Here is a 26,732-nt window from a genome sequence, read left to right as displayed (position 1 = left end):
TTTTTTGTCTTGATACAAAAAGAACCAAAAAAATCAAGGCTTCAAATCTATTTAACTAAAATTAAATTTCATTGCGGGAAAGATTTAAATGACTCGTTAGCACTCGCTAAATCTTTCTTATCCTCCATTGTATTTAATTTATTAACGTTATAGATTTAGAGGCCATTTAAAAAGTGATAAATAGAGAATGTCATTTTATTATTTTTCTTAACGCGCGAATTTAAGGCCAATTAAAAAGCAATGATTGAAGAGGTTAATTAGTTAATAAGTAGTAATTTGTTTTTTAAATTATGTTCATTTTTTTTCTTTATACAAAAAACATTTGATTTGAGAGGAGAAGCCACGGTGTGGCTTAGGTATTTTTTTTAATTATCACTTTTTTCTAGATCAAAAGTGGAATATTCTTTTTATAATTATGTTCATTTTTTGTCTTGATACAAAAAACAGAACCAAAAAAAATCAAGGCTGTAAATTCTTCGCTAAAAAAGAATCTCAGTTGGCTAAATAATTTAAATCACTCGCTATCGCTCAGGAAATTATTTTTAACGCCTACTTTATTCTTTTTCTTAACGCGCGAATTTAAGGCCAATTAAAAAGCAATGATTGATGAGGTTAATTAGTTAATAAGTAGAAATTTGGTTTTTAATAATTATGTTCATTTTTTGTCTTGATACAAAAAGAACCAAAAAAATCAAGGCTTCAAATCTATTTAACTAAAATTAAATTTCATTGCGGGAAAGATTTAAATGACTCGTTAGCACTCGCTAAATCTTTCTTATCCTCCATTGTATTTAATTTATTAACGTTATAGATTTAGAGGCCATTTAAAAAGTGATAAATAGAGAATGTCATTTTATTATTTTTCTTAACGCGCGAATTTAAGGCCAATTAAAAAGCAATGATTGAAGAGGTTAATTAGTTAATAAGTAGAAATTTGGTTTTTATTTATACTATATTCCGAAGCTTATTAAGCTTCTCCTTTTAATTTCAAATTTGATGAAAAAAGAACCAAAAAAATCAAGGCTTCGATTTTCGACGGTCAATATTCATTCTCTAAAGCTTATTAAGCTTTAGTACCCGAAATCATATTATGATTTCTCCTCTTAATCTCAAATTCTAAAATTTTTAATAAGATAACCTATCGGTTACTAAAAATTTTTGCGTTCCATTCAATGAATTGACACTCGTCTGCTAATCGGTAGGCCATTTAAAAAGTGATAAATAGAGAATGTCATTTTTATTCTTTTTTTTTTAAACGCGCGAATTTAAGGTTAGATTAAAGTTAAATTAAATTAAAATTAATGCGCTAAGTAGTTATTGAATTAAATGATTAAATCTTATTGTTTATTTATTCTCAAGTACAAACGCACTATTTGTTGATTTTATCCGTTTAATTAACGTTTAATCGGATAAAAATACCCTCTTAAACCTATCTCAAACTAAACGAATTCGTTACTTTTGGAAGCATTTTAAAAATGCAAAAAGAATCCCTCTGTAAATACTATCAAAATCTATAATGAATCAAATAAAAAAAGGAGCTCTACTTTCTTATATAAATATATTTTTAACAAATACTATCGGCCTCATTCTAACTCCGTTTATTGTAAAAAGCCTTGGTGATTCCGAATACGGTTTATACACTTTAATTGGTGCGTTTGTAGGATATATTGCTATAATGGATTTAGGTTTAAATAATACAATAGTAAGGTATGTTTCAAAATACAGAGCACTAGAGGATAAAGAATCAGAAGAGAACTTTTTAGGAACATCTTTTATAATTTATGGTGTGATATCTTTTTTCGTAGTTATTGTAGGTAGTATATTTTATTTTAATTTAGAAAATATATTTTCTAGTTCATTAAATCCTGAAGAAATTAAAAAAGCTAAATTAATGACTCTAATATTAATATTTAATTTAGCTATTACTTTACCAGGAGGTGCTTTTACTGCAATATCCAATGCTTATGAAAAATTTGTATTCCCTAGAGCATTAGCTAATATTAAATATATATTAAGAAGTATATTAGTAATATTGATTTTATATCTAGGAGCTGATTCTATAGGTCTTGTAATTTTAGATACTTTTATAAATGTTTTGACTATCATTGCAACTTTTATATATATTAAAAAATATATAAAGGTTAAGTTCAAATTTCAATTTCCACAAAAGACTATGCTTTATGAAATATTTTCATATTCTGTATGGATATTTATTTTCGCAATTATTGGTCAAATACAGTGGAAAGGAGGTCAGTTTATTATAGGTACGAATTTAGGTACAAAAGAGGTTGCAGTATATGCAATAGGTATTTTGTTAGGGTCTTATTATGGTGCTTTTTCAGGTGCCTTGTCTAATCTTTTTTTACCTAGAGCAACTCAGATGGTGGTACATTCAGCGACTAACATACAACTAACGCATTCATTAATAAAAATCGGACGTTATTCTTTATTCTCATTATTGCTTATTTTTATTGGATTTGTAGCATTAGGAAAAGAATTTATTATTCTCTGGGTAGGCGAAACATATTTAGATGCTTATTATATTGCTATAATTATAATGGTAGGTTATACTATTCCATTATCCCAAACTTTTGCAAATTCATTATTGGAAGCAAAAAAATTATTTAAGTTTAAAACACTTGTTTACTTCACTTCTCTATTTATTGGTACTCTAATTAGTTTTTATTATGTTAAAAAAAATGGAATAATAGGTGTTATATCTTGTATAGTGATAAGTTGGTTAATCAGCCAAATAGTAATGAATATTTTCTATATAAAAATATTAAAGCTAGACATAAAACAATTCTTTATTAAATCATTAAAAGATTTTATTCCACCACTAATTTCTACATCTATAGCTTCTTTATTTATAATATATATACCTATTGATGGGTGGATAGGTCTCACGGTTAAAGGAATTTTGATAGTTATATCCTATATATTATCACTTATATTTTTGACTATGAATGAGGAAGAAAAACAAATTCTAAACAAAATATTAAAAACAAAGAATGGAATTAAAATTAAATAGTATAAAATTTTCTAGAAATAATAAAAGGATAGATTTTGAATATTCTACTACTAAGGATATAAAAAAATATTTTAGTGATGAAAGTTTTTTTATTGAATTTGAAGAAGACATATCATCTGTACCCTTTGAGATATTAATCATTCCATTTTTAGCAAATGTAATGCCAATAGCATGGTTTGCAGGATTCAATGTTAATGTTGAAAGTGTAGATTCTATTTTTTTAGAATCTTTGACACAGTTAAAAAAAGAGTTTAGTAAATATTATTCTATTGATTTACCGGAATCTAATAATCTTAAATATACACAATCTTTAAGATCCGATTTAAAATTCACTAATAAGGCTATGCTTTTCAGTGGAGGAGTTGATGCATACACTACTTATTTAAGGCATGTTGATGAGGATTTGCATTTAATCACAATAAAAGGAGCAGATATTAAACTTAATGATAGTGCACAATGGGAAGATTTAACTAATTACTTAGAAACTACAGATTTAATTAATAAAAATATTAAACATTATATATCGTCAAATATCCGTGATTTTATAACATTTGAAGTTGATAAATTACTTCCTAATTTAGGATGGTGGGGCAAGATTCAACATGGGCTATCTCTTACATGCTTATCAGCTCCAATATGTTATATCCATCAAATTGATATTCTTTACATTGCTTCAACACGTTCCATAAAAATGAAATTTAGTCCTTGGGGATCAATGCCTGAAACTGATAATTTAATTAAATGGAGTAATTCTACAATTTTCCATGATGGATATGAGTTAAGTAGATTTGATAAAGTAACTACTATTCTTAACAGTTCAGATAATTATACAATAAAACCACCTTTAAGAGTCTGTTATAATGAATTTAAAAGTTCATTAAATTGTAATGAATGTGAAAAATGTTTACGAACAATGTTTTCTATTATGGTACAAGGTAAAGATCCTAATAAATATGGGTTTGAAATAGATAATACAGTATATGAAAGAATTTTTAATAAACTCCAAAATGGATTTTCTACAGAAGGAACTAAAATGTATTGGATGGAAATGATAGAAAATATTAATCTTTCTAATCTCTTTATATTCTCAGATAGAGAATCAGAAATTAATAATTTAACAAAAATAAAAGAATTAGTAAATAATATTAGTGATAAAGAGATTGGAGTAGTATCAGACTTCAATAAATTTAAATACTCAATTATAAAAAAATTCCCAAAAACCTTTACTATTTATTTAAACTTTAGAAGAAAATTTTTATGAAATACGGATTATTAAAATATGATGAAAACGAACAATTTTTCAATGTTGGAGATAATATACAGAGTTTAGCTGCTAAGCAATTTTTACCACATGTAGACGAGTATATTAATAGAGAGAAATTAGCCAAGTATAATGGTGATAAAGTAAAAATGATATTAAACGGATGGTTCACTCATAATGTTAATGACTGGATCCCCTCAGATAAAATTGAACCATTATTTGTTTCGTTTCATATTAATAATACAGCTGCTCCTTTTATGCTAAAAGAAGAAGGAATTGCTTACTTAAAAAAACACGAGCCTATTGGTTGTAGAGATCAATATACTGCAGATTTGCTAACTAGTAAAGGGATACAAGCATATTTCACAGGATGTTTAACGCTAACTTTAGATTCTTACAAGGTAGAGGATTCTTTAAGAGAAGACAAAATTTATATTGTTGATCCTTTGTATGGTTACACAACAAAAAGAAAGGTTTTCCGTAATTACAAAACGTTTCTTCGAAGTGTACAAAGTGGTAAGGTATTAGAAATTGGCAAGCGTGAGAAGCACTTAAAAAAAATCATATCTAAAGAGGTATTTGAAAGTGCTATACACATTAATCAAGAGCCGCCAGCTCATACATATACACACGAAGAAAAATTTGCGATGGCAGAAGATTTATTAAATAAGTATGCGAAGGCTAAATTAGTAATAACTTCTCGCATACATACAGCATTACCATGCTTAGCGTTAGGAACACCTGTAATATTTATAAATGGTTTTGAAACATTTGTAGATTCATGTCGCTTCGATGGAATAATTGATTTATTTAATCGCATTGATATTAATACTAAAACTGGGGAATGGACTTCTAATTTTGGTTTAGAGCATGAAATTAAATTAGATACAGTAGTGACTAATTTTGAAAAACATCATGATATAGCAAATAATTTAAAAAATATTTGTAAAGAATTTATTAATGGAAAATAGAGTGCAATATTTTAATAATTTGAGAGCAGTAGCTTGCTTCTTAGTTATATTAACCCACTCAGCAATGCCAGCTTTAAATCCTGCGTTTGGATTATTTATGATGCTCTTTTCATTTATTTCATCTCCAAGTTCAGAATTATTTGTTACTTTATCATCAAGTTTATTAGCTCCAACTAAACTTGGAATGTTCGAGTTTTATAAAAAAAGATTTTCCAAGTTATTAGGGCCATTTATATTTTGGTCCTTGATAATATTATTGATTGGTTATTTTAATCATTCATTTACATTCGCAGAAACAATTACAAAATTAATTCTTTTACCTATACAACCAGTTACGGGCGTATATTGGTTTATTTATGTAATTATAGGCTTATATTTTATTATTCCTATTTTATCCCCTTGGTTACAAAAAGCTAATAAAGGAGAACTTAGGTTTATAATTTCGCTTTGGATATTAACATTGATATTACCCTATACTAATCTTATATTTAATAAAGAAATCTACTCTATTACTGGGAGCTACTATTTTATCACAAGTTATTTAGGAGGATTTGTAGGCTATTTGTTTTTAGGTGTATATTTAAGAAAATTTCCTATTCATGTAAAAAGTAAATTTGCTTTATTTTATAAGCTTTTTCCACTTTTTATAGGGGCTTTACTACCTTATTTCTATGGTTATATATTTAATAGAGAAGCGTTAGATATGGTGAGGGAAAATCTTTCGTTAAGCAGTGCATTTTTAGTAACCATTATCTTTACATTTTTTCAAAATATTCAATTAAATACTTTACTTGAAAAACTATTCAATAATATCGCAAAATATTCTTTTGGTATATATTTGATACATATAATTGTCGTGAGGGATATCATTTGGAAAGTATTGGAAAATCATCGTTTGCCTCATCCAATTATTGAAACCCCCATAATTGCGATTATATCATTAATTTGTTCTTTTTTAATTGTGAAAATTTTAAGTCTAATGCCTTACAGCAAATATATTATAGGAGTCTAATGAAACTACTTTACGTAACCAATGGTATCAATGGAGCTGGTGGATTAGAAAGAGTACTTTCAGTAAAGGCCTCTTATTTAGCCGAACATTACAATTATGATGTAACTATCTTAGTTTTAAATGACGCTCATCTCAATCCATTTTATGAGTTTAGTCCTAAGATTAAATTTATTTCGATTGAAATATCTAGCAGTACACTCCAATATATTGAGTCTTACAAAAAAGGTATTCAAGATGCTGCTAATGTCATACAACCTGATGTAATCTCAGTTTGTGATGATGGATTAAAAGGATTTTTTCTGCCACGGATAATACAAACGAATGCCAAGTGGATTTATGAACGTCATGCATCTCTGGAGTTGAATCGTCAAAAAGGATGGTTAGGAAAATTACAGGTTAGGTTTATGAGGAAATTTTCTGTTTCTTTTGATGCTTTTGTTGTATTAACAAAATCTAATGTAAAAGAATGGAAGGGAAATAATATTAAAGTTATTCCAAATCCTTTAAGCTTTGGTTCAGATCAAAAAAATCCCTTGGATCAAAAGAGGATTATTGCTGTTGGTTCGCATTCTTATAATAAAGGATATGATACACTTTTAGCTATTTGGAAAAATATTGAGAATAAATTTCCAGATTGGCAGCTTGATATTTATGGTAAGCTTGATGCGAATACAACTTATTTAAAGCTCGCTAATGATTTGGGATTATCAAATGTGAAGTTTCACGCACCCTATAATCCTATTCAAGAAAAATTTGAGACTTCTTCTTTGATGGTTTTACCGTCACGATCAGAAGGCTTTGGAATGGTGTTAATAGAAGCAATGGCTTGCGGAGTGCCCTGTATTAGTTTTGATTGCCCTGCTGGGCCACGAGATATTATCACAAATAAGGTAGATGGTTTTTTGGTACCAAATCAAAATAGCAAAGCTTTTCAACAAGCAATAGTCGAATTAATTGAAAATGAAAAATTACGTATAGAGATGGGAACGATTGCTCAACGAAGTGCAACACGTTTTTCTCTTGAAAGCATTGCCCAGCAATGGGATAATTTATTTAAATCTTTATAGATGAAAATAGTCTTTAATACCGATCAAATCTATTTGCATGGTGGTATCGAAAAAGTAATGGCAACAAAAGTGAATTATTGGTTGACTTTACCAAATGTTGAGGTCTATATTGTGACTACTGAGCAACAAGGGAAAGAGCCTTGTTATACGCTAGAATCACGTGTGCAATTCATTGACTTAGGTGTTAATTATAATCGAAGACAATCCTATTTTTCTAAAGAAAATATAAAGAAAGCATTTCTGCATTTTAAAAAGCAGAAATCATTATTTAGAAAATTACAGCCAGATGTGATTATTTCGCCTAATTTTAATTTTGATCATTATTGGTTGCCTTTTATAAAAGGTGATTCAAAACTTATTAAAGAACGACATAGTTCAAGATATTTAGAACCTCATCAGCGTCAGCATTCTTCTTTTTTAGGAAAATTAAAGTTTAAATTAACAGATTGGATTGAATCTCAATACAATCATATAGTTGTCTTAAATAAGGATGAAGCATATTATGTTGAAACCAATAATGCTGTTGTAATTCCTAATCCAATTGATCCAACACCTTTATATGCTCATTTGCAAAATAAACAAGTAATGGCCGCAGGCCGTATAGCAGCAGTTAAGGGATTTGATCAGCTGATTGAAGCATGGAAAATTGTGCATCAACATGCACCTGATTGGCAATTGCATATTTATGGAGATAATTATGGGAGTACTCAGCAGGAATTGGAAGTGCTTATTAAAAATTATCAATTGGATGAGGTTATCATGTTCAAAGGATCAGTGAGTAATATACCGGAAGTAATGACCCATTATAATATCTATGCGCTAACATCAATGACCGAATGTTTTCCTACTGTTTTATTAGAAGCATTGAATGTTGGTTTACCTGTAGTATCGTATGATTGTCCAAATGGGCCACGAAATATCTTGACTCATGGAGAAGATGGAATCTTGGTGCAAAATCAAAACCCTTTGGACTTAGCAAATACTATTATATATTTAATTCAAAGTCCATTGCAATTACAAAATATGTCTTTAAAAGGGAAACAAAATATAAACCGTTTTTCAACTTCTTCAGTTATGCAAAAATGGAATAACCTTTTAAATTTATAAAATGTTTGATTGGGTACCTTTAGAATATTATGGCGATATATACAATTTTATCTTATTATTTGTATTTATTTTAATCTTGATTTATTCAAAAAAGTATAGTTTATTAGATAAAGCTAATTTAACTACTGTTAATATATTATTCTATTTATTATTTGTTTTTACATTACTGTATATTGGATTTAGGCCCATTTCTGGTGCATTCATAGATATGTCTACTTATAATAAAATATTTCAACGATACCAAAATTTTGGTAAAGATGAAATAAAAGAGAAAGATATTCTTTTCCAATATTTCACTTATTATTGTTCACGTATCATGTCAGCTAATTCTTATTTTTTTCTATTAGCAACAATGTATATAGCGCCATTATATGTAGTTTCAAAAGTTAACTTTAAAAAAGGTGCATTTTATGCATTTGTACTGTTTATTGGTTCATTTTCTTTTTGGGCCTATGGAACTAATGGAATTCGTAATGGAATAGCCACATCAATTTTTTTATTGGTTTTTGCAACAAATAAAAAATGGTTACAACTTATAATTATGATCTTAGCTTATAATTTTCATAGTTCAATGCTTGTACCATCTATAGCATTTGTAATAGCATCCTTTTATAAAAAACCAAAATATATTCTCTATGGATGGTTTGCTTGTATACCTATTTCATTATTAGGAGGAGATATTTTACAAGCTTTTTTTGCAGGATTAATTGAAGACAACCGTACTTCTTATTTAACAGCAGGAAATAAAAATAATGATAATTTTAGTTCAACTGGATTTCGTTGGGATTTCGTTTTGTATAGTGCTTCCGCTGTATTTGCTGGATGGTATTATATTTTTAAGAAAAAGTTTGAAGATCAACGGTATACTTTGATTTATTGTACATACATTATAGCCAATGCATTTTGGATATTAGTGATTAAAGCCAATTTTTCAAACCGTTTTGCCTATTTATCATGGTTTATGATGGCACTAGTCATTGTTTATCCTTTATTAAAACAATATCTTTTTGGGAAGAATCATCAAAAAATACTAATCTATATTATGTTAGCCTATTTTGGCTTTACTTTTTTTATGAATGTTATTTTCTAATCATAATGTTATTTTCTATTATTATACCAATGTACAATGTCGAACAATATATTGTTCGGTGTGTAGAATCTGTTTACAAAAACAATTTAAATTCTGAATTGTTTGAAATTATTTTAATTGATGATGAATCTCCAGATAATTCAGTTAATATTATTAAAGAATATTTAAATAAAAATAAATATGTAAATTTTCAAATCCACTCTCAGAAAAATAAAGGATTAGGTGGTGCAAGAAATACTGGAATTAAAAATGCCAAGGGCAATTTATTAATTTTCTTAGATGCTGATGATATACTAGAAGTAGATTTAAAAATGCTTGATTTATTTTTAAATGATTTTGATTTTGATATCTTAGAATTATCAAACAATATTTTAGATGATAATTTACTAGTCAAATCTTTTTTTCGAGTTAATGACAATTTAAATTATATTAATGGAGTTGATTACTATTTAAATCAAAAATCTATTCCTTCAGTATGCAATAAAATTTACTCAAAGAATTTTTTACAAAAGCATGATTTAATTTTTGAAGAACAAATCTATATTGAAGATTTCGAATTTAATACAAGAGCATTTTATTTTGCTAAAAAAGTAATATCAAAAAATATTATTTTACAAAGTTTTGTACAAACTAATAATTCTATTACAAGGAATCATGATATAAACAAAAAAAAGAAGTTAGTATATGACTTATTTATTGTAACTCAGAAAGTTAAAGATTTTGGAGTAAATAACAGAAGCTTAAATGATAAATATTTTACAGATAGATTGTCTCGATTAAATGTAAATCAAATTTTTCAAGCATTTAAATATAATTTTAATAGGAAAGAAATAAATCAAATTATTGTAAAACTTAAGGAGACAGATCTATACTATTTAAATAATAAAATAGCTCAATCTAATAAGAACTTATTTAGAATGTTAGTAATTTATACTCCTTTACTTTTTAATATATTAATTAAATTAAAAAATGAAAGATAAAATTTATAAACTTTTACCACACTTCTTACAATGCTTACTGATTACACTATTTAATTATTTCGCATATAAAGATCGTTACGGAAATAAATATCAATTTTATTTAAATCAGTTTAAACAAAATAGAAATTTAAGTTTACAAGAATTAAAAAACATACAAACAAAGCGCTTTAACAAATTTTTATCGGAAACTATAGAAAAATCCTCATTTTATAGAAATTATCCAATTGTTGAACTAAATGAAATTGAAAAATTACCAATCGTAAATAAAGAAACTCTCCGTAAATATATAGGAGAAGTGTATGCAATAACTAAATCCGAAGGTATATTATCTAAAACAGGAGGAACAACAGGTAAATCTTTAGAAGTATATTTTACGAAAGAAAATATGCAAGAAAGATTTGCAATGCTTGATGATTTTAGAAACCGTACAGGATATAAGTTAGGAGAAAAAACAGCGTGGTTTTCTGGTAAAAATTTATTAACAAATAAGGATCTTAAAAAGAATCGTTTTTGGAAAACGGATTTTCTATATAAGGTCAGATATTATTCTACTTTTCATATTAAAGATGATTATCTGAAATATTATGTTGAAGACTTAATACAATATCAACCTAAATATTTTGTAGGATTTCCTTCGACAATATTAGAAATTGCAAAGTATGGACTTAAAAATGGATATGATTTTCCTGCGAATACAGTAAAAGCTATATTTCCTACAGCAGAAACAATTACTCAAGAAATGCGAGTAATAATTGAAAAATTCTTTAAAACTAGAATGTATAATCAATATGCTTCATCAGAAGGAGCTCCCTTTATTATTGAATGTGAAAAGGGTAATCTCCATCTCGAATTACAAAGTGGAGTATTTGAAGTATTAGATGATAATAATAAACCCACTAATTCTGGTAAACTAGTTATTACATCTTTTACTACCGAAGGAACTCCTCTTATTAGGTATGATATAGGGGATTCAATTACTTTAGAAGACTCTTCAAGTAGATGTACATGTGGTAATCACAATCCTTTAATAAAGGAAATTTTAGGACGAATTGATGATTATATCTATTCACTAGAAAATGGAAAAATAAACTTAGGAAATGTTTCTAATACATTGAAAGATACAAGAGGAATAGTAAAATTTCAAGCAATTCAAAATGAATTAAATGCGCTGGAAATTCATTTAATTGTAGATGATGAAATCTATAATAATGAGATTGAGAAAAAATTTATTCAAAATTGGAAAGATAGAGTAGGAAATCAAATGAAGATTACAATAATAAAAGTGAAGGAAATTCCAATTGAAAATAGTGGGAAATTCCGAATTGTAAAAAATAATATAAAGCATTTGATTTAAATGAAAACTAAGCTTATTCGTCTTACCACTGTTCCAATCTCGCTTAAAGTATTATTGAAAGGACAACATCAATTTATGTCTTCTAAAGGATTTGAAGTAATTGGTGTCTCATCTGCTGGAGCGGAATTAGATGAGGTGCATAAAACAGAAGGAATTCGTATAGTTCCTATCGAAATGTCTCGTAAAATAACGCCAATTGCAGATATAAAGTCTTTATGGCAAACGTATCAATTTTTTAAAAAAGAAAAACCACAAATTGTACATACCCATACACCTAAAGCAGGTATTGTGGGTATGTTAGCAGCTAAACTAGCAGGTGTACCTATACGTTTACATACGGTAGCAGGTTTACCTTTAATGGAAGCTTCTGGTAATAAGCGTAAAGTTTTAGATTTTGTTGAAAAACTCACCTATAATTGTGCTACTCGAGTATATCCTAATTCAAAAGGGTTATATGATTTTATTTTAACTCATCAATATACTTCAGAAGATAAATTAAAGGTAATTGGTAATGGTTCATCCAATGGGATTGATACTTCGTTTTTCTCAAAAGATAAAATCTCTATTGATGTTCAACAAAATTTAAAAAAGGAATTAAAAATTACACCAAGCGATTTCGTTTTCATTTTTGTTGGACGTTTGGTAGGTGATAAGGGAATCAATGAGCTTGTAAAAGCTTTTAAGGGATTAGGAAGTAGGGATCTGGGATCTGGGATCTGGGAGCAGGAAGTAGGGAGCAGGGAGCAGGGAGCAGGGAGCAGGGAGCAAGGAGCAGGAAATAGGGATCAGGGAGTAGGGATCTGGAAGCAGGGATCTGGGAATGAGGATTGGAAAGAAAATAATTCTTCTGCTAAACTCTTACTCGTTGGTCCTTTAGAATCAGATTTAGATCCTTTGCAGCCTGAAACGTTGGAAGAAATTAATTCTAATCCAAATATCATTTCGGTAGGATTTCAGAAAGATGTACGACCTTATTTTGCAGTTTCAGATGCTTTGGTTTTTCCAAGTTATAGAGAAGGTTTTCCTAATGTAGTGATGCAAGCTGGAGCAATGGGATTACCAAGTATAGTTTCTAATATCAATGGGTGTAATGAAATTATTGTAGAAGGTCAAAACGGTACTATTATTCCGGTGAAAGATGCTGAAGCTATTTATAAAGCAATGGAAAAAATGATGAATGATCAATCGTATTACACAAGTTTACAAGTGAATTCACGCCCGATGATTCAATCCCGTTACGAACAATCCTTAGTTTGGAATGCTTTATTAGAAGAGTATGATAGGTTGGTGGCAGGAACACTGGGGATTAGGGACTAGGGAGCAGGGATTAGGGACTGGGAACTGGGAACTAGGGATTAGGGAGCAGGGATTGGGGACTGGGATTAGGAACTAGGGATTAGGGACTGGGGATTAGGGACTGGGAACTGGGAACTGGAGATCAGGGACTTGGGATTAGGAAGTTTTTGTTATAGATTGTAAATTAGAGATTTAATTGATTCTTAATGAAGACACATAAAGATTTAAATGTTTGGAAAAATTCGGTTGATTTAGTAACAAATATTTACAAAGAAACACAGTCCTTTCCTAAAGAAGAGTTATACGGATTAACAAGCCAAATAAGAAGATCTGCTGTATCTATTCCTTCTAACATAGCAGAAGGGGCAGCGCGTCATTCAAATAAAGAATATATTCAATTTTTATATATTGCTCTAGGAAGTTTGGCTGAACTAGAAACTCAACTTATTATTGCGTATAATTTGAATTATTTGAGGGAATCAAAATATTCAGAATTCATACTTATTTTAAATGAAATAGGTAAACTACTTAATGGGTTAATAAACTATCGTAAATCTAAGAATTGATTGGGGACTGGGAACTGGGAGCAGGGACTAGGGACTGGGGAGTAGGAACTAGGGACTGGGGATTAGGGACTAGGAACTGGAGAATAGAGAGCAGGGACTAGGGATTAGGACTAGGGAGTAGGAACTGGGGAATAGAGATCAGGGACTTGGGAAATATGAATGAAATAGAAAACATATTTTGTTAATTACTTAAAAAAAATATTAAAAATTAAAATACTATTGGGATAGAATACGGGTTATTAACTTTGTATAAGTTGAATGAAATAATATAATTTCTAAATACACTTATCTATTTTCTAACCTCTAATATCTAATCCCTTTCTAAAAAAACAATGTACCAACACTATCTAAAACGCTTATTTGATTTTACCATCGCCTTGATTGGGATTATCTGTCTATCACCGTTAATTCTTGTGGTAACTATAGGATTATATTTTGCCAACCAAGGCAAGCCCTTCTTCTTTCAGGCACGTCCAGGATTAAACGAAAAAATCTTTCATATTATTAAGTTTAAAACGATGAATGATAAGAAAGATGTGAACGGAAATTTATTATCAGATGCCGAACGTTTAACACCCATTGGAGCATTTGTGCGCAAAACTTCTTTGGATGAAATACCTCAATTGATTAATGTCTTAAAAGGAGATATGTCTCTTATAGGACCTCGTCCATTGTTGCCTCACTATCTACCTTTGTATAATGAGGTGCAAAAAAAACGCCATTTGGTACGCCCTGGGATTACAGGATGGGCACAAGTAAATGGACGTAATGCGATATCATGGCAAAAGAAGTTTGAATTGGATGTTTGGTATGTAGATCATATTTCTTTTGCTACAGATGTAAAAGTATTTTTAACGACTTTTAAAAAAGTATTTTTTAGAGAAGATATTAATCAAGAAGGACAAGTAACAATAGAACCATTTAACGGAAATAATTAGATAAAAAGCATGTATTTATTTGGGGCCAGTGGACATGGTAAAGTCGTTTTGGAAGTAGCAGAAGCTGCTGCTGTAGAAGTTAAAGGATTTATAGATGGGAATACCTCGTTGGATTCTTTATTTGAATATAAGGTAATCCATGAAGTACCTGCTGAAGGCAAAGTATTTTTATCAATGGGAAGTAATGCAACTCGTAAAAAGATAGCAGAGAATAATCCTGTACTTAACTATCCTACACTTGTGCATCCAAAAACAATCATTTCTAAACGAGCTTTTGTAGATGTAGGCACAGTGATTATGGGAGGTGTTACTATAAATTCGGGAGTTACGATAGGTAAACATTGCATTATCAATACAAATTCGTCTATTGACCATGAATGTACAATTCATAATTATGTACATATATCGCCGAATGTCGCTTTAGCAGGAGATGTTGAGGTAGGTGAAGGAACGCATATTGGTATTGGCGCTTGTGCTATACAAGGCGTACGAATAGGTAAATGGTGTACGATAGGCGCTGGTGCCGTAATTATACGTGATGTCCCAGACTATGCCGTTGTGGTAGGGAATCCCGGAAAGGTTATTAAATATAATAATCAATAAAATATATAATAAAAAAGAGCCCTTGTAGGCTCTTTTTTTTGTTTAGTATATAATGTGTATTAAAGTTGGAATGAGCGTTCCTTCTGTTTCGTTTATTTCGTTTATTTCGAATATTATGTTTATATTTGCTATAAGACATGAAAATAATGGAAACACTAGAAGAAATAAAAAGACCTACTAAAGCAGAACAGCTTGTAGCTATAGAATCATATACAGCACTCTCTTCTGTTTTAAAACATTTAGACCAAGGAGATACTGAAATAGAAATAGAAGAATCAAAAGAGCGTATAAAAATACCTTATAAGGCATTAAAACTCTTAGAAGATATTCTTAAAGCGATGAGTGAAGGAAAACCAATTTCATTAGTTCCAATAGCTACTGAAGTAACTACACAAAAGGCGGCCGAAATCTTAGGTTGTTCACGTCCACATTTGGTGAAATTATTAGAAGAAGGTAAAATTAATTATACGAAGGTAGGTAAGCATAGACGCATATTATTTGAAGATGTTATCCAATATAGAGATGTGATGAAATCACAACAGAAAAATTATCTTATTGATATGATGAGTTTTGACGAAGACAAAGGAATATATGATACATAGTGTAAGATTTAAAGCTGTGTTAGATACTAATATAATTTTCCCAGTTGTTATACGAGATTTGTTATTTTGGTTTGCTCATTATGACTTATATACCCCCGAAGTGGAGTGCTAATATATTTGATGAATGGAAAGAAGTAATGATTAGAAAAGGCGTATCAGAGCAGGAAGCAAATAAACGTACAAATATTGCAAATTTAGCATTTCCAGATGCATTGGTTTTAAACTATGATGGTATAATTAATCAATTAAATTTACCCGATGAAAAAGATCGGTTATTAACTTCCTCTATACGTTGAATAACCGTAAGGAGACAATGTAATAGGCACATGGTAATGTTCGTTATCTGCTAATTCGAAAACTACTTCTATAAATGGATAGAATGATTTTTGACCTAATGATTTAAAATAAGGATTGGTATGGAATGTTAATTTGTAAATCCCTGTATGCTCTTTCCCATCTTGCTTCAGAAAATCTTTAATTCTTCCATTGGCATCTGTAATTTTCTCATCAACTACAATCCAGTTGTCTTTTTTATCTTTTTTAGATAATGTAATTTTTACTTCCGCTGCTGGTTTCCCCGTTGTAATATCTAGTATATGACTTGATAGTTGATACTTTGCATCTTGCGCAAAACTAACTTGTGCTAATGCAAAGAACATTAATAGGAGGTAAATTGCTTTTTTCATTTTATTATAGGTTTTAATATATATTGATATAATTATTTTTTCTCTTGTAATAACTCCTCTAAAGTTATTTCTAACGCAATGCAAATTTTTATTAGTGTAGAAAAAACAAAATCCTCTTTTCCGTTTTCCATATCACTAATTTTTGATCGATCTAATTTTGGTATTCGCTCTGATAGCTGTTTTTGGCTCAATTTTAATTCTTTTCTTCTCTTGCGTATTGCTTGTCCTATCTTAATATATTCAGTTTCTAGATTATTAATCATATAATTTATTAAAAATAACTGTGGTTATATTGCCACATTAAAATATTATTACTATATTTGTTGTAGTGATATGATAATTAAGGCTTAAAGGCCATTATTAACGATGTTTTTCTCGAGCCATAAAGTCCTATTTAAAGCTATCGAGGGAATCGTGATATCGCTCCATGTCTCAAAAGTTTTGTACTTTCGTATATGGCATGGGAGCGGTCCTCACGTTAACTTTCAATAGCTACTCAATAAATTTTTTATTGAGAGGGTGTAGGACCCCTTTGGATTGAAAGTGTGAGACTGCTCCTTGCTTTTTATTTCAAGGATTTATTCTTCACTAAAACTACATCGTTCCATAAAACCCAAAACCTATGAGAACGAACACATTATTATTTAACCGTAAAAAACCACCAGACCAGGTCTGATATGTTTTTATTTTAAACAATCATTTATTTTCACGACTAAATGCATTTACAAAGGAGATTATCCTATGCTAATGCAGTAATTTATCAAAATCTCTTTTCGATTTTGACAGCATGGTTCTACTCTTATTTTTCGCACTCTTAAAAGTAGAAACTTTATCGGGATTATCCAAAAGGGAAGAAGTGAAGAATATTTTTCTATTTAGATGTTCATTTTTGTCTTGATACAAAAAGAACCAAAAAGATCAAGGCTTCAAATCTATTTAACTAAAATTAAATTTCATTGCGGGAAAGATTTGAATGACTCGCTGTCGCTCGCTAAATCTTTCTTATCCTCCATTCTATTTCATTTCTTAACGTTATAGATTTAGAGGCCAAAGGAAAAGTGAAGGAGTTATTTGATTTAATAGGTAGATATTGAATTAGTAATTAAAAGATTTTTAATTGATTACAAGTTCGTAAAAAGTAATATTTAAGAAATATAAAATAAAAAATTATAAGAAGAAACATTTACATTTTCCCTCAATTCATTTTTAAATAGTATTATTATTTAATGAATAATAACTCGTAGAGTTTCCTAACTCTGCTGGATACCCTGTAGGGTTAGGTTTTTAAGTTGTGAACTGATTGATACTTAAAATATCCCCTTTCTGAACACCAAAATAGAGAGTAGTTATTTCTTCATAAGGAATAGTTTTAATTCATATTAGTGTTAATTATCGGTTAGTAGGAAAGGGTTTTTTTTAGGAGTGAAGGAGTTATTTGATTTAAAAAGTAAATATTCATTTATAATAATTATGTTCATTTTTGTCTTAATACAAAACATTTGATTTGAGAGGAGAAGCTTAATAAGCTTTGGAATATAATTTACTAAAGAATAATTTTTTATTTAGATGTTCATTTTTGTCTTGACACAAAACATTTGAAATTAAAAGGAGAAGCCACGGTGTGGCTTAGGTATTTTTTTTAATTATGTTCTTTTTTCCTTGATGAAAAAAGGAACCAAAAAAATCAAGGCTGTAAATTCTTTGCTAAAAAAGAATTTCAGTTGGCTAAATATTTTGAATCGCTCCTGACGTCGGCAAATTATTTTTAACGCCTTCTTCGTTCTTTTTCTTAACGCGCGAATTTAAGGCCGATTAAAAAGCAATGATTGAAGAGGTTAATGAGTTAATAAGTAAAGGATTGAAGAAGTGAAGGAGTTATTTGATTTAATAAGTAGATATTGATTTTATAATAATTATGTTCATTTTTTGTCTTGATACAAAAAACAGAACCAAAAAAAATCAAGGCTTCGATTTTCGACGGTCAATGTTCATTTCATCTCTCTAAAATTTTTAATAAGATAACCTGTCGGTTACTAAAAATTTTTACGTTCCATTCAATGAATTGACACTCGTCTGCTAATCGGTAGGCCGATTAAAAAAGTGAAGAAGTAAGTTCTCAGGTATAAGTTGTATTAGGGAGTTTTAAAACAGATAAACAAGGAAAGCAGAGTTATTATACGTCTAAATTCTCGATACAATTTTTCTTATTCAAAAGAATCGAAAAATCACTCGAATTGACGATTAATTGTCACGCAGAGCTTGTCGAAGCGTTTAATAGACTAGCGTCCAGCTATTGATTAATAAACCATAAATTTCATTAGAATGTGTGATAAAAAATTGCATGTAAATCGTAAACGTTAAGAAAATAAATTGAAGTAGAGAAAAGAAAGATTTAGCGAGTGCTAACGAGTCATTTAAATCTTTCCTCGAATGAAATTTATTTTTAGTTGAAGATTTTAGCAATGTCTTTTTTGGTTCTTTTTTTGACGAAAAAAATGAACATATATAAAAAGAGTATAAGACTTTTAATAAAGTAAAAAGAATATAATATAAGCTTAATAAGCTTCAGAATATAATTGATTTATAAGATAAAAAAAATCCAGTCCCTATGTACGAAGTTGGCGCCAAGTAATAGGGAGAGGAATAGTAATAATAATTTGAATTAAAACTTTTACAAATCTATGAAAAAAAATCATTTTAAGATCGGAGGCAATGCGCTATCCGTTATCTTGAGTATGATTTGTGCTACGCCAATGTTGGCACAAGTTGGAAAAACTGTTCATGGAACAGTTAAAGAACAAAGTATCTCCCTAAGTGGGGTACTGGTTACTGAAAAAGGTACAGAAAACCACACCTTTACAGACGATTATGGACGTTATGACATAACGCTAGTGACGCCTAATGCAACCCTTGTTTTTGAAACGCCTGAGCTACTGGTAAGAGAAGAGGAAGTGAAGAACAGGTCTTCTATTAGTATTGAATTTGATACAGAGGGCATCGGCTTACAAGAAGTTGTGGTAAATGCAGGATATTATACCGTAAAAGACAAAGAGCGTACAGGGTCTATTGCACGCGTTACCGCAAAGGAAATTGAAAATCAACCGGTGAATAATGTGCTTTCTGCAATACAAGGTCGTATGGCTGGTGTAAGTATTGTACAAAATTCGGGTGTCGCAGGCGGTGGCTATGATATCCAAATTAGAGGAAAGAATAGCTTGCGTAGGGAGGGAAATGATCCATTGTATATTGTAGATGGAATAGCACTTGTAACTTCTAATTCCTCTAATCTTTCTGGAACTATTATACCTTATGCTTCCATTAATCCACTTAATACAATCAATCCCAATAATATTGAAAGTATTGAAGTCTTAAAAGATGCGGATGCAACTGCTATCTATGGCTCTCGTGGAGCGAATGGTGTCGTTTTAATTACTACTAAAACAGGCAAAAATAGAAAAACTGAATTTTCCTTTAATTCGAGTTACAGTATCAGCAAAGTTGCGAATAAAATGAAGTTGATGAATACTGAACAATATTTAAATATGCGAAAGTTAGGCTTTCAAAATAGTGAAATTGTGACGTATCCTGCAAACGCTTACGATGTAAATGGAAGATGGAATGAAAATAGTGAAACCGATTGGCAAAAAGAATTGATTGGTGGATTAGCTGCTGGGTCTTTATATGAAATTGGATTAAGTGGTGGTAACGATCAAACTACCTATGTGCTGAATGCGAAACACCAAGAACAAACTACTGTTTTTCCAACTGATAATGGGATAAAATCCAATTACTTTAATGCAAATATTAATCATAAAAGTAAGGATCAAAAATTAACTATTTTTGTTAATACTTCTTATAATTTACAATCAAATACGTTGCCTACTACAGATTTAACTTCTAAAGCATTACGTTTAGCTCCTAATGCTCCAACATTATACAATGTAGATGGTAGCTTGAATTGGGAAGGAGGATCTTGGACGAATCCGGTAGCTGCTTTACATTCAATTTATAAAAATGATACTAAAAATTTATTGCTCAATACCAATTTTGGGTATCAAATTTCTGATAATTTTTCCATTAAATTGAATGCTGGATTGAATGATTTAAGTTTTATGGAGACCTCTATTCGTCCTCATACGCTTTATAATCCTGCGAATGGTATTACAAGTGCAAATTCTACTTCTTCAAAAGGAACGAATCAATCCCTATCTTATGTAGTAGAACCACAATTAAATTGGAATAAGCAATTAAATAAGTTTACAGTGGATGCTTTAGTGGGTACAAGTTTACAAAATGCCACAAGTGATTATTTTAGAGTGACAGGAACTGGCTTCTCTTCTGATGAATTGATTTATAATTTAAGTGCTGCAAAAACACAAACTATTAACCAAAATTCAAAAGTTGAATATTCGTATGCTTCCCTATTTACTCGATTTAACGTTAAATATGCTGATAAGTATATTCTTAATTTAACTGCTCGCCGAGATGGTTCGAGCCGATTTGGTCCAAATAATCGTTTCGCTAATTTTGGCGCAATTGGAGGTGCTTGGATTTTTTCAAAAGAGAATTTATTCAACGAATCAGCGTGGTTAAGTTTTGGAAAATTAAGAGGAAGTTTTGGAATTACGGGGAGTGATCAAATTGGAGATTATCAATATTTAGATACCTATACAATTGGTAGCACAAAATATGATGAAATTACTGGAATGGCTCCTTCTCGATTATATAACCCTAATTTTAGTTGGGAGAAAACTCAAAAATTAGAATTAGCATTAGAGCTTGGATTTTTACGAGATCGATTGAATTTTTCGATGGCGTATTATCAAAACAAATCAGGTAATCAATTGGTTGGAATACCCTTACCAGGAACTACTGGTTTTTCGTCCATTCAATCAAATTTAAATGCAGTGATTCAAAACACAGGATTGGAATTTGAATTAGATACTCACCTTATAAAAAAGCAACATTTTAAATGGTCTAGTAGTTTCAATTTAAGTATTCCAAAAAATAAATTAGAGTCTTTTCCTAATCTTGAAGGTTCTACTTATGCGAATACTTATGTGATTGGAAAAGCAACAACTATTCAAAAACTTTATCATTATGAAGGAATTGATCCTGTTACGGGCTTATACCGTTTTAAAGATTATAACGGTGATGGAATTATCTCTCCTCTTGATGACCAACAAAGTATTAAAGAAGTTGGCATGAATTATTATGGTGGGTGGAGCAATTCTTTACGATATAAAAAAATTGAATTATCCTTTCTTTTTCAGTTTGTGAAACAAACACAATTCAATTATGATTCTAATTATTTAGCGCCTGGATCACTTAATAATCAGCCTATTGAAATGTTAGATGCTTGGTCAACATTAAATCCTAACTCCGCGTATACATTTTATTATACCACTGCAAAAGCAGATTGGAATAAACTAAGTGGTTTAATTAGTCAAAGTGATAAATCGGTTTCGGATGCATCCTATATCCGATTGAAAAATATTACTATAAGTTATCAACTTCCTTCTGATAAAACATTTTGGAAAAATGCCATGATTTATTTTCAAGGACAAAATCTTTTGACCTTCACAAATTATTACGGCTTAGACCCAGAGTTTGTGCTTACAGGTTTTTTACCACCCCTTAAAACCTATTCATTTGGTTTACAATTTAAATTTTAAAATCATGAAAAAATATACTTTATTATTCGCTGTATTCTTGCAATTACTTTTTGTAGGTTGTGAAGAGCTCATAGAAGTTGATTTACCAACTACACAAATCAATACTTCTATCGTTTATACAGATGCTGCGACTGCAAAAGCAGCATTAGCCCACTTATACAGTTCGACACGCGATGATTCTTTTGTTAATGGAGGAATGTATGGAATTGGATTTATGACAGGGATTTATACAGATGAGCTTACCAGTTATTTAGGTGATAGTCATAATTTAAATGCTTTTTATCATAATCAAATTCTAGCGACCAATTCTGCTGTTTCAAAATTATGGGATAGTTCATATAAAACAATTTATGCAATTAATATTTTCATTGAAAATATGCGTAACAATAGTGCAATAAGTAAAGAAGACCAAAACACTATGATTGGTGAAGCGCTTTTTCTTCGAGCATTACACTATTATTATTTGACAATCGTTTTTGGCGATATTCCGTATGCCACTACAACTGATTATGCTCTTAATAAATCATTAAATAGAACTTCTATTACTCAAGTTTTAAGAAATAATCAGCACGATTTAGAAGAAGCTTTAATTTTATTGAAAGAAACTTATAGAAATCAAGAATACATTTATCCGAATCAATATGCTGCTAAACTTTTATTAGCTCGTCAATTTGCAGAAATGAAAGAATGGGACCACGTTCAACAAGAAGTGAACTCTATTATTCAATCTCCCCTGTATACATTACGTAATGAACCTCAAGAAGTTTTTAACAAAAGTTATAAAGGTGTGATTTGGCAATTAAATCCTGATGTTTCTCTTAAATCAACTTTTGAAGCAGATTTGTACAACTCAACAAGTTTTCCTCCTTCCTCTGCGTCATTAAGTCCTCACATTATGGAAAAATTTGAAGCAACAGACTTAAGAAAAATACAATGGATTAAAACTGTTTCAAATCCAACATCTACTTATTATTTGCCTTTTAAATATAAAAATAAAAACGGAGAAAATACAACAGAGTATAGTAATGTTATGCGTATTGAAGAAGCTTATTTTCTTTTGGCAGAAGCCTATATCCATCAAGGAAATATAAATGCAGGAATTGAATTCATTAATCAAATACGTGAACGTTCGGGCTTAAGTAAAATCAATACAATTCGAAGTAAAGAAGAAGCAATTGATTGGTTATTGGAAGAAAAAGAAAAAGAGTTTTTCTCAGAATTCGGTCATCGATTTATTGATTTAAAACGAAATAATCGATTAAATCAATTGCAGCTAATTAAACCAAATTGGAAATCGTTTCATAACGTTTTGCCCTTGCCTCAGAAAGAATTACTGCTTAACCCAAATCTTAATCCCCAAAATGAAGGCTATTAATTTCATATCCATTGTAACCTTACTTTTATTTTGCCCTTTTTCTTTAAAAGGGCAGAATACAATCAATGAAGGTGTTTTTAAACCTTTAGTTCAAGATTTTACACCTGATGATAGTTGGGTGATTTATAGTAAATTTTATCGAAATAATCCAAATCAAACCGTATTATACCATCAGCCATCGCATAAAATTATTTCCTCTCTTTCACAAAATGCACGTTTTTTTAATCAAGATGAAATTGTTCAATTCAAAAAAGATTCCTTATCTATTAAAACGATCAATTTAGAAGATCTTTTTTCTATTTCTGATGTTATTAAATATGAATTGTGGTTAAATAAAACTGAAATCATTACACAAACCAAGCAAAATGAAGTCCTTTTCATTGATGAGCATAAAAAAATATGGAATCAATTTTCAAATGCAGTCAACTACGAGGTAGATAGACATTCAAAAAAAACACTTGTAACAACCAGTGAAAAAAAAGATGATGTAACTACTTTTAATCTGTTCTATGTTGATGGATCTTCAAAACAAACAACTAAAATTGGCTCTTTCTCTACTCAACCTCAGGTGTTGAATTGGGGAAATAACACCAATCGTTTTCTAATTCGTGTGGATAATAAGCTGTATTGGTATAAAAGTCCAACATCAACTCCAATTATCACGACTTTACCACTTCAAGTTGGTCAAACTTTAAAACTAATCAAGACTTTTATTAGTCACGATGATGAATTGGTCTATTTTATCTATTACACATTCGATGAAACAAAACAAAAAAAGAAAGGTGAAGTTGAAATCTGGAAAAGCAATGATTTACATTTGGAAGAGAAGAACATAAAAGCACCTCAATTAGAAAAATTTCAAGTCTATTGGGAATTAGAGAAAAATGAACTAACATCATGGAATGATGATAATTTCCCAACGCTTTTATTTTTCAATCACTCAAAATATTTCTTGAATTTTAATCCATTTACTTATAAAGATTACATCAAAAATAATACAGATCTAACACTTTATTTATTTGATCGTCATACAAAAACTCGAAAACAAATTACCAATAGGATTGAATATCCTAATGAAAATTTGAGTTATAATGAAGACGGTCATTCTATCTTATTTAAAGAGCTTAACCAAAAATTTTGGAAGATTTATGATGTTGAGAAACAACAATATTTTACCATTCCTTATCAATTAACACAACCACCAATTTGGTCAAAAGACAAGAGTAAATTTTACTTTTTTGATTCCAATCATTTTTATAGTTATAATTTAAAAACAAATGAGGTTACGTTAATTCAGTCCTTCAAAAGTCAAATGCCGCTTCGTTTTCAAGTCTTAAACCAAAAAACGTATTCTGATCAAGTACAACATAATGGTGATTTTGTAAATCTCAGAATGTTTGTACCAGATGATGTCGTTTATATTGAAGTAAAAGATACTAAGGATAATTCAACAACAATTTATTCTTACAACTCAATAACTTTAGTTTTTCAAAAATTAGTTCATTCTCTTGACAGGTTGAGTCAATACAAGATTAATTCTCAAACATCTTCTATTTATTATAGAAAAGAGAATTTTAATTTACCTTATCAGTTAGTTTATTACAATGGTAAAAGCGAACAAATCATCGATCAAAATATAAAGAAAGAAGAGGAATTAAAAAATCACCGTTCACAAGTTATCTACTACAAAGGCTATAATGGTGAAAATCTGAAAGGGGTTTTGTTGTATCCGATTAATTACAACCCATCCAAGAAATATCCATTAATTGTTGATATTTATGAAAAAAAATCTAGTGTTGCTACGATCTTTTATGAAGAAACGTATGAAAATCCAATTGGTGTAAATCCACTTTTGTTTAATTTAAATAATTACTTTTATTTTCTAGCTGATCTAGATTTCAAAAAAGGAAATCCAGGAAAAAGCGGGTTGAAAATCCTTCTTCGAGCAGTAAAAAAACTGAAAGAAATTCCACAAGTAGATCTACAAAATAGTGGATTAATCGGTCATTCATTCGGTGGATATCAAACGAGTTTTTATCTTACCCAAACAAAATTTTTCAAAGCAGGAGTCGCTGGAGCTGGGATCCATGATTTAACAATGGAATACTACAGCTACAATTACAATTTTAGTCAACCAGGTTATTGGCGTTTTGAATCACCACAATTTAATATAGGTAAACCCTATGCGGATGTTCCAAAATTATATCAAAAAAATTCGCCTATTTTATATACTAATCAAATGAAAGCACCTTTGCTTTTATGGACTGGAAAAGAAGATTACAATGTTTTTTGGCATCAATCAGTTCAGATGGCAAATGCTTTGAGAAGATATAAAAAAGAGCATCAATTGCTTCTGTATCCCAATGAAGGGCATAGTTTCATTCAACAGAGTAATCAAGAAGATTTGACAAAAAGAATATTGCATTGGTTTAATTTCTATTTGAAGAAAGATAAAGAAGTAGAATAAAACAAAAAAGGTATGCCTTAAAGGGGCATACCTATTTTTATTTAATTACTAATACGATACAATGGTGTTACACAAGATGTTTCAGATAGTTCGTATAACGGATGAGAGATATTGTTTTCATCCGTCCACGTACATAATTGACCTGGAACATCACTACATTCAGCCTTAGGAATACATTCTACTGTTTCTTCATCAAAGAAGTATCCCATTTTATTGGCTGCATTTTCTTTCTTCGCTTGATTTGTTGCAAAAGCTGCACCAGTCCCCATCAATACAATGACAGCTGGTAAAATGACTTGTTTTAAATTTTTCATCTTGGTTGATTTTTATTTTGCCTACTCTTTTTTTAATAGATTTTCGGCTTACTCTATGCTGAACTGCTTCATTACATTGGGCGCCCATTTATAACGAATCAGTTCATTGCCTATTAAAGCATAAAAATGTGAATCGGTAACCAAAAAATCTGCTAATTTTTCACCTTGACGGTGATGTACATAAAAACTGCCGATATAATAGTTGCGATTAGTGAAATACATATCAATAACCGATGCTTGTTTCCATTGTTTTTGGGATTCGTGTTTTCCCATCAGATTAGATTCATTAAACAAGATGTTGTGATAGGTATTCATATTTTTATTCACCAATAAGGGT

Annotated in this window: 21 protein-coding genes and 1 pseudogene; 18 read left to right on the top strand and 4 right to left on the bottom strand. The window is 29.8% G+C overall.

Going from position 1 to position 26,732, the window contains the following annotated elements; genetic code table 11:
- Positions 1-1,516: 1,516 nt before the first annotated feature.
- The 15 genes from IM532_RS13015 (at position 1,517) to IM532_RS12945 (ending at position 16,174) form a co-directional block, all read left to right on the top strand.
- Positions 1,517-3,031: an oligosaccharide flippase family protein gene (locus IM532_RS13015; RefSeq protein ID WP_194183933.1), complete on the top strand. Its 1,515-nt coding sequence runs from the start codon at positions 1,517-1,519 to the stop codon at positions 3,029-3,031.
- Entirely contained in the window at positions 3,012-4,292 is a 1,281-nt protein-coding gene (locus tag IM532_RS13010; RefSeq protein ID WP_194183932.1) for a hypothetical protein, read from the top strand. Before IM532_RS13015 ends, IM532_RS13010 begins: the two co-directional genes overlap by 20 nt.
- The gene (locus IM532_RS13005) at positions 4,289-5,263 is read left to right on the top strand and encodes a polysaccharide pyruvyl transferase family protein (protein ID WP_194183931.1); all 975 of its coding nucleotides are present in this window, start codon (positions 4,289-4,291) and stop codon (positions 5,261-5,263) included. Before IM532_RS13010 ends, IM532_RS13005 begins: the two co-directional genes overlap by 4 nt.
- Positions 5,253-6,275, top strand: coding sequence for an acyltransferase (locus tag IM532_RS13000; RefSeq protein WP_194183930.1), 1,023 nt, complete (start codon positions 5,253-5,255; stop codon positions 6,273-6,275). Before IM532_RS13005 ends, IM532_RS13000 begins: the two co-directional genes overlap by 11 nt.
- Complete coding sequence (locus IM532_RS12995; protein ID WP_194183929.1) at positions 6,275-7,342, top strand: glycosyltransferase family 4 protein; 1,068 nt, start codon at positions 6,275-6,277, stop codon at positions 7,340-7,342. Before IM532_RS13000 ends, IM532_RS12995 begins: the two co-directional genes overlap by 1 nt.
- Positions 7,343-8,449, top strand: coding sequence for a glycosyltransferase family 4 protein (locus IM532_RS12990; RefSeq protein ID WP_194183928.1), 1,107 nt, complete (start codon positions 7,343-7,345; stop codon positions 8,447-8,449).
- A gap of 1 nt (position 8,450) precedes the next feature.
- Entirely contained in the window at positions 8,451-9,539 is a 1,089-nt protein-coding gene (locus IM532_RS12985) for an EpsG family protein (protein WP_194183927.1), read from the top strand.
- Between the two features lie 5 nt (positions 9,540-9,544).
- Complete coding sequence (locus tag IM532_RS12980; RefSeq protein WP_194183926.1) at positions 9,545-10,519, top strand: glycosyltransferase family 2 protein; 975 nt, start codon at positions 9,545-9,547, stop codon at positions 10,517-10,519.
- Complete coding sequence (locus IM532_RS12975) at positions 10,509-11,873, top strand: phenylacetate--CoA ligase family protein (RefSeq protein ID WP_194183925.1); 1,365 nt, start codon at positions 10,509-10,511, stop codon at positions 11,871-11,873. Before IM532_RS12980 ends, IM532_RS12975 begins: the two co-directional genes overlap by 11 nt.
- Complete coding sequence (locus IM532_RS12970; RefSeq protein WP_228063734.1) at positions 11,874-13,190, top strand: glycosyltransferase family 4 protein; 1,317 nt, start codon at positions 11,874-11,876, stop codon at positions 13,188-13,190.
- A gap of 185 nt (positions 13,191-13,375) precedes the next feature.
- Complete coding sequence (locus IM532_RS12965) at positions 13,376-13,735, top strand: four helix bundle protein (RefSeq protein WP_194183924.1); 360 nt, start codon at positions 13,376-13,378, stop codon at positions 13,733-13,735.
- A 332-nt stretch (positions 13,736-14,067) separates the two neighbouring features.
- On the top strand, positions 14,068-14,673 hold the full coding sequence (locus tag IM532_RS12960; RefSeq protein WP_194183923.1) for a sugar transferase: 606 nt from the start codon (positions 14,068-14,070) through the stop codon (positions 14,671-14,673).
- A gap of 9 nt (positions 14,674-14,682) precedes the next feature.
- The gene (locus IM532_RS12955; protein WP_194183922.1) at positions 14,683-15,276 is read left to right on the top strand and encodes an acetyltransferase; all 594 of its coding nucleotides are present in this window, start codon (positions 14,683-14,685) and stop codon (positions 15,274-15,276) included.
- Positions 15,277-15,422: 146 nt separating this feature from the next.
- Entirely contained in the window at positions 15,423-15,878 is a 456-nt protein-coding gene (locus IM532_RS12950) for an excisionase family DNA-binding protein (RefSeq protein ID WP_194183921.1), read from the top strand.
- 80 nt (positions 15,879-15,958) lie between these two features.
- Positions 15,959-16,174, top strand: coding sequence for a hypothetical protein (locus IM532_RS12945; RefSeq protein ID WP_228063733.1), 216 nt, complete (start codon positions 15,959-15,961; stop codon positions 16,172-16,174).
- Here the strand turns inward: IM532_RS12945 and uraH are convergent.
- On the bottom strand, positions 16,154-16,564 hold the full coding sequence (gene uraH, locus IM532_RS12940) for a hydroxyisourate hydrolase (RefSeq protein ID WP_194183920.1): 411 nt from the start codon (positions 16,562-16,564) through the stop codon (positions 16,154-16,156). The genes IM532_RS12945 and uraH overlap by 21 nt on opposite strands.
- Before the next feature lie 32 nt (positions 16,565-16,596).
- Positions 16,597-16,827, bottom strand: coding sequence for a helix-turn-helix domain-containing protein (locus IM532_RS12935; protein WP_194183919.1), 231 nt, complete (start codon positions 16,825-16,827; stop codon positions 16,597-16,599).
- A 2,418-nt stretch (positions 16,828-19,245) separates the two neighbouring features.
- Here IM532_RS12935 and IM532_RS12930 point away from each other — a divergent pair.
- The 3 genes from IM532_RS12930 to IM532_RS12920 are packed head-to-tail and all read left to right on the top strand — an operon-like array spanning position 19,246 to position 26,081.
- Positions 19,246-22,239, top strand: coding sequence for a SusC/RagA family TonB-linked outer membrane protein (locus IM532_RS12930; RefSeq protein ID WP_194183918.1), 2,994 nt, complete (start codon positions 19,246-19,248; stop codon positions 22,237-22,239).
- A gap of 4 nt (positions 22,240-22,243) precedes the next feature.
- A complete protein-coding gene (locus IM532_RS12925) occupies positions 22,244-23,614 on the top strand; it encodes a RagB/SusD family nutrient uptake outer membrane protein (RefSeq protein WP_194183917.1) in 1,371 nt (456 codons plus the stop codon).
- Positions 23,601-26,081 (top strand): alpha/beta hydrolase family protein, encoded by a 2,481-nt coding sequence (locus IM532_RS12920; protein WP_194183916.1) that lies wholly within the window; start codon positions 23,601-23,603, stop codon positions 26,079-26,081. The genes IM532_RS12925 and IM532_RS12920 overlap by 14 nt, the downstream gene beginning before the upstream one ends.
- A 41-nt stretch (positions 26,082-26,122) precedes the next feature.
- Here the strand turns inward: IM532_RS12920 and IM532_RS12915 are convergent, their stop codons facing one another.
- Both IM532_RS12915 and IM532_RS12910 read right to left on the bottom strand, forming a co-directional pair.
- Positions 26,123-26,395: a DUF6520 family protein gene (locus IM532_RS12915; protein WP_194183915.1), complete on the bottom strand. Its 273-nt coding sequence runs from the start codon at positions 26,393-26,395 to the stop codon at positions 26,123-26,125.
- 48 nt (positions 26,396-26,443) lie between these two features.
- A pseudogene (locus tag IM532_RS12910) lies at positions 26,444-26,732 on the bottom strand (hypothetical protein); the annotation flags it as partial.

Source organism: Faecalibacter rhinopitheci (assembly GCF_015234135.1).
Lineage (GTDB): Bacteria > Bacteroidota > Bacteroidia > Flavobacteriales > Weeksellaceae > Empedobacter > Empedobacter rhinopitheci.
This window is presented reverse-complemented; position numbering and strand designations above follow the sequence as displayed.

Excerpts from the sequence above, each read along its gene's own strand:
- IM532_RS13015 (WP_194183933.1), top strand. The coding sequence starts at position 1,517 with ATGAATCAAATAAAAAAAGGAGCTCTACTTTCTTATATAAATATATTT.
- IM532_RS13010 (WP_194183932.1), top strand. The coding sequence starts at position 3,012 with ATGGAATTAAAATTAAATAGTATAAAATTTTCTAGAAATAATAAAAGG.
- IM532_RS13005 (WP_194183931.1), top strand. The coding sequence starts at position 4,289 with ATGAAATACGGATTATTAAAATATGATGAAAACGAACAATTTTTCAAT.
- IM532_RS13000 (WP_194183930.1), top strand. The coding sequence starts at position 5,253 with ATGGAAAATAGAGTGCAATATTTTAATAATTTGAGAGCAGTAGCTTGC.
- IM532_RS12995 (WP_194183929.1), top strand. The coding sequence starts at position 6,275 with ATGAAACTACTTTACGTAACCAATGGTATCAATGGAGCTGGTGGATTA.
- IM532_RS12990 (WP_194183928.1), top strand. The coding sequence starts at position 7,343 with ATGAAAATAGTCTTTAATACCGATCAAATCTATTTGCATGGTGGTATC.
- IM532_RS12985 (WP_194183927.1), top strand. The coding sequence starts at position 8,451 with ATGTTTGATTGGGTACCTTTAGAATATTATGGCGATATATACAATTTT.
- IM532_RS12980 (WP_194183926.1), top strand. The coding sequence starts at position 9,545 with ATGTTATTTTCTATTATTATACCAATGTACAATGTCGAACAATATATT.
- IM532_RS12975 (WP_194183925.1), top strand. The coding sequence starts at position 10,509 with ATGAAAGATAAAATTTATAAACTTTTACCACACTTCTTACAATGCTTA.
- IM532_RS12970 (WP_228063734.1), top strand. The coding sequence starts at position 11,874 with ATGAAAACTAAGCTTATTCGTCTTACCACTGTTCCAATCTCGCTTAAA.
- IM532_RS12965 (WP_194183924.1), top strand. The coding sequence starts at position 13,376 with ATGAAGACACATAAAGATTTAAATGTTTGGAAAAATTCGGTTGATTTA.
- IM532_RS12960 (WP_194183923.1), top strand. The coding sequence starts at position 14,068 with ATGTACCAACACTATCTAAAACGCTTATTTGATTTTACCATCGCCTTG.
- IM532_RS12955 (WP_194183922.1), top strand. The coding sequence starts at position 14,683 with ATGTATTTATTTGGGGCCAGTGGACATGGTAAAGTCGTTTTGGAAGTA.
- IM532_RS12950 (WP_194183921.1), top strand. The coding sequence starts at position 15,423 with ATGGAAACACTAGAAGAAATAAAAAGACCTACTAAAGCAGAACAGCTT.
- IM532_RS12945 (WP_228063733.1), top strand. The coding sequence starts at position 15,959 with ATGACTTATATACCCCCGAAGTGGAGTGCTAATATATTTGATGAATGG.
- uraH (WP_194183920.1), bottom strand. The coding sequence starts at position 16,564 with ATGAAAAAAGCAATTTACCTCCTATTAATGTTCTTTGCATTAGCACAA.
- IM532_RS12935 (WP_194183919.1), bottom strand. The coding sequence starts at position 16,827 with ATGATTAATAATCTAGAAACTGAATATATTAAGATAGGACAAGCAATA.
- IM532_RS12930 (WP_194183918.1), top strand. The coding sequence starts at position 19,246 with ATGAAAAAAAATCATTTTAAGATCGGAGGCAATGCGCTATCCGTTATC.
- IM532_RS12925 (WP_194183917.1), top strand. The coding sequence starts at position 22,244 with ATGAAAAAATATACTTTATTATTCGCTGTATTCTTGCAATTACTTTTT.
- IM532_RS12920 (WP_194183916.1), top strand. The coding sequence starts at position 23,601 with ATGAAGGCTATTAATTTCATATCCATTGTAACCTTACTTTTATTTTGC.
- IM532_RS12915 (WP_194183915.1), bottom strand. The coding sequence starts at position 26,395 with ATGAAAAATTTAAAACAAGTCATTTTACCAGCTGTCATTGTATTGATG.